2 protein-coding genes and 1 pseudogene are annotated in these 2,952 nt (G+C 44.1%); 2 read left to right on the top strand and 1 reads right to left on the bottom strand.

Annotated features, from left to right (window positions below; all coding sequences use genetic code 11):
* A partial coding sequence (locus AC1DWN_RS31465) for a cytidine deaminase (protein ID WP_477562790.1) occupies window positions 1–258 on the top strand: 258 nt, incomplete at its 5' end.
* Between the two features lie 394 nt (window positions 259–652).
* Here AC1DWN_RS31465 and AC1DWN_RS31460 read toward each other — a convergent pair.
* Window positions 653–1,926, bottom strand: a pseudogene (locus AC1DWN_RS31460) (IS110 family RNA-guided transposase).
* 259 nt (window positions 1,927–2,185) lie between these two features.
* On the opposite strand from AC1DWN_RS31460, the gene AC1DWN_RS31455 reads away from it, so the two are divergent.
* Complete coding sequence (locus AC1DWN_RS31455; RefSeq protein ID WP_477562789.1) at window positions 2,186–2,653, top strand: hypothetical protein; 468 nt, start codon at window positions 2,186–2,188, stop codon at window positions 2,651–2,653.
* Window positions 2,654–2,952: the final 299 nt, after the last annotated feature.

The following is a 2,952-nucleotide window of genomic DNA, read 5'->3' as shown; positions in this document are numbered from 1 at the left end:
GAGTTATGCATTGAGACAGGTGCAATACTAGAAGCACATAAATTAAAGACACAGATAACACATTCTGTCTGTGTTGTTAGGAATAACGAAGAAGAGGAATTTATGGTACTAACTCCATGCGGTGTTTGTCAGGAACGGTTGTTCTATTGGGGAGAAGGCGTAAAAGCAGCAGTTTATACTCCTGATGGAAGCCTGCGGTATAAAACTTTAGCAGAGATTCAACCTTATCACTGGTACAATGCCTACAAAAAAATGTGATTGATTGAACTCCCTTGGTACGATATGATTTACTAACGAATGCTCGCTTATTCGCAGGATTTCGCCCGGTTGGATATAGATGAAAGACAAAGAGGGGGACTCCGTAGTAGACTTCGGCAACATGAAGGCGCACGGGAATAGAGGGGGGATTTATCCGTCCCACATAATTCCATTTACTGCACGCATACTCCACGCCGCCCTTGGRGGTTTTCACTCCCATGTCTTAACGGGTCAGTGCCCTCTCATTCCTTCGTTACGCCTATCCAAGGGGTGGAGGCCGGTCTTGCTAACGGTACGGGTCGGTGCCCTTTGGTTCAATGTATCCGGTACTCCGTGCTTTCTTTGAAATCCTGCGAATAAGCCAAAACTCGTACAACGAAACGGTAAGTATAGGTTAAGCCGCTAACTGGATTGGCATCGTTTTAGGAGGATTGTAAGCTTCGCCGCTACGGGCCATTCCAACTAGGATTCTAGCTAATTTACCACACAACTTCATAATGGACCTCATTTTCTTYATCTTCTTTAYCTKTACATTGTAGGCATGCATRGCTTTRAACTCYGGATTGTTCGCRACTAAACTYAWGGTCATCATGAAGATGAAACGGCGGAGTCGAGATCGTCCACGCTTACTAATCTTCATCTGTCCGGTCCATTTACCTGAGCTTGCTTCTGCGAGGTTGAGACCAGCATGACGYAGTAAGGCATTCCCATGAACAAAGCCGCTTAAATCCCCCGCCTCACCTAGAATACCAGCTAAGGAAATCTCACTAATTCCTTTGACAGCAAGCATGGATTTCGCAAATGGTATGCGTTCCAAAACGGCAATAATCTCCGTTTCTACCGTTTGCAATTGTAGGCAAGCAAGATCGTACTCATCGAGTAGTTGTTTCAAGTGAAGCTTGTATGCGTGTGTGGCTTGCTTAGAACCTACAGATCTGCAAGCCAATAGGATAAGAGCTCGAGCTTTTCGCTCACCAGAATGTCGTTTCATAATCGATTTCCAACCTTGTAAGACATCTTGATGCTGCAATTTACACAATTCTTCGGGCGTAGGGAAAAGACGAAGTGTGGCCARTGAGCCCTTRCACATAATGTTCTTGAAGACGTGTCGCAGTTCAGGGAACACAACGTCGRCCCAGCGATGGATTTGGTTCTTCGCACTAACGAGTCTCGTAACGACAGAGTCGCGGTTTGAGAGAAAGACACGCAGTTCTTCAAATGCTTCTGGTGTGTTGCGARTGAACGAATAGTAGCCGTTTTTGACCATGTCTGCGATAACTAGGGCATCCTTTTTGTCTCGCTTTTGGACRGTGTATTGTCACGATTCTCTTTATTCTTTTTCACGAGATGTGGATTGACAAGAACGACTTCAAATTGGCGATCCGAAAGCCAGTTCGAAAGGTTAAACCAGTAATGCCCAGTAGGCTCCATGCCAACAACAGCAGCTGTTAAAGCGTGATCGTATTGCAACGTTTGGATCCAGCGTAGAAGGATTTGAAAACCCTCCTCGTCATTCGAGAAGGATAGGGARTTACCGAGCAYGATTCCTCGAAAGTTAACTGCACGAGCGACATGCGTTTGCTGGGCAATGTCGATCCCGACAACTAAATGCTGAGCAGTAATTTTTTCAATGAGTTGATTTTGTCTCGCTTGCGATTTAAACTTCATAATAGAGCGTCCTCCTGGATGATGGAATTTTTAGGGCTATGACCCGTTGCGTACTTCCATCGTACCGAGGCGCTCGTTTTTTTGCAAAGCGGAAATTTAACGCTCTACAGGAATGCTAACGGAGAACGTTAGTTGAACAAATTAGGGGCAGTTTGCTGCGACAGTGTTCCTTGTTGTTATTAAGCTAACGTACAGGATAACGGAGTAAATCGAGATACGATATAGGTGTGCTAATTGCTCAAAGTGAGGTGTCTAATCAATGGGACTGTTGAATAAAATTGAAGTCGTACCAATGAAAAGTGAGTACTGTAAAGTTGAGCATCACACTATCGTCATTGATGGTACTCCTCTGGATATATTGCTTCACAAGTATTATCCTTCAAATAACCTTCTGGGAATGATCCCAACAATTATTGATTGGGTCTACGACTCGAAAGAGAAAGAATGTATTAAAGGAAGGTTCAATTCAGCAAGTAAAGAGGTTGTTTTACCAGTACTAATGTGCCCAGATGATTGCGATTTGTCGTGCGCAGTAATTGTAGCAAATGTAGTTAAAGCCAATGGGTATATTATCTGGAAGCAAGTCGGTATTGATATAAGTACAAGGGAAGATATGCTTTTGGGATGCGAAGGAATTGGTTCGAAAGTTGATTGGCTTGATAAGATCCCTCCAATGACTTTTGAGGAAGCACAATATAGTTCTCATCTCAGTAAAATTTACGATTAAATTAACTGGGAACTTTAGTTGAATGAACACATTGATGAGCAGGCGCTACGGTAGCCTGCTCATTTCATTAAGCTCCCTTGGTACGATATGATTTTCTCACGAATGCTCGCTTATTCGCAGGATTTCGCCCGGTTGGTTAAAGATGAAAGACAAAGAGGGGGACTCCGTATTAGACTTCGGCAACATGAAGGCGCACGGGAATAGAGGGGGGGATATATTCGCCCCATATACTTCCATTTACTGCACGCATTCTCCACGCCGCCCTTGGAGGTTTTCACTCCCATGTCTTAACGGGTCAA

It is taken from the genome of Paenibacillus sp. P4_A7 (genome assembly GCF_056402455.1).
The sequence above is the reverse complement of the archived record's forward strand: the minus strand, read 5'-3'. Positions and strand labels throughout refer to the sequence as shown.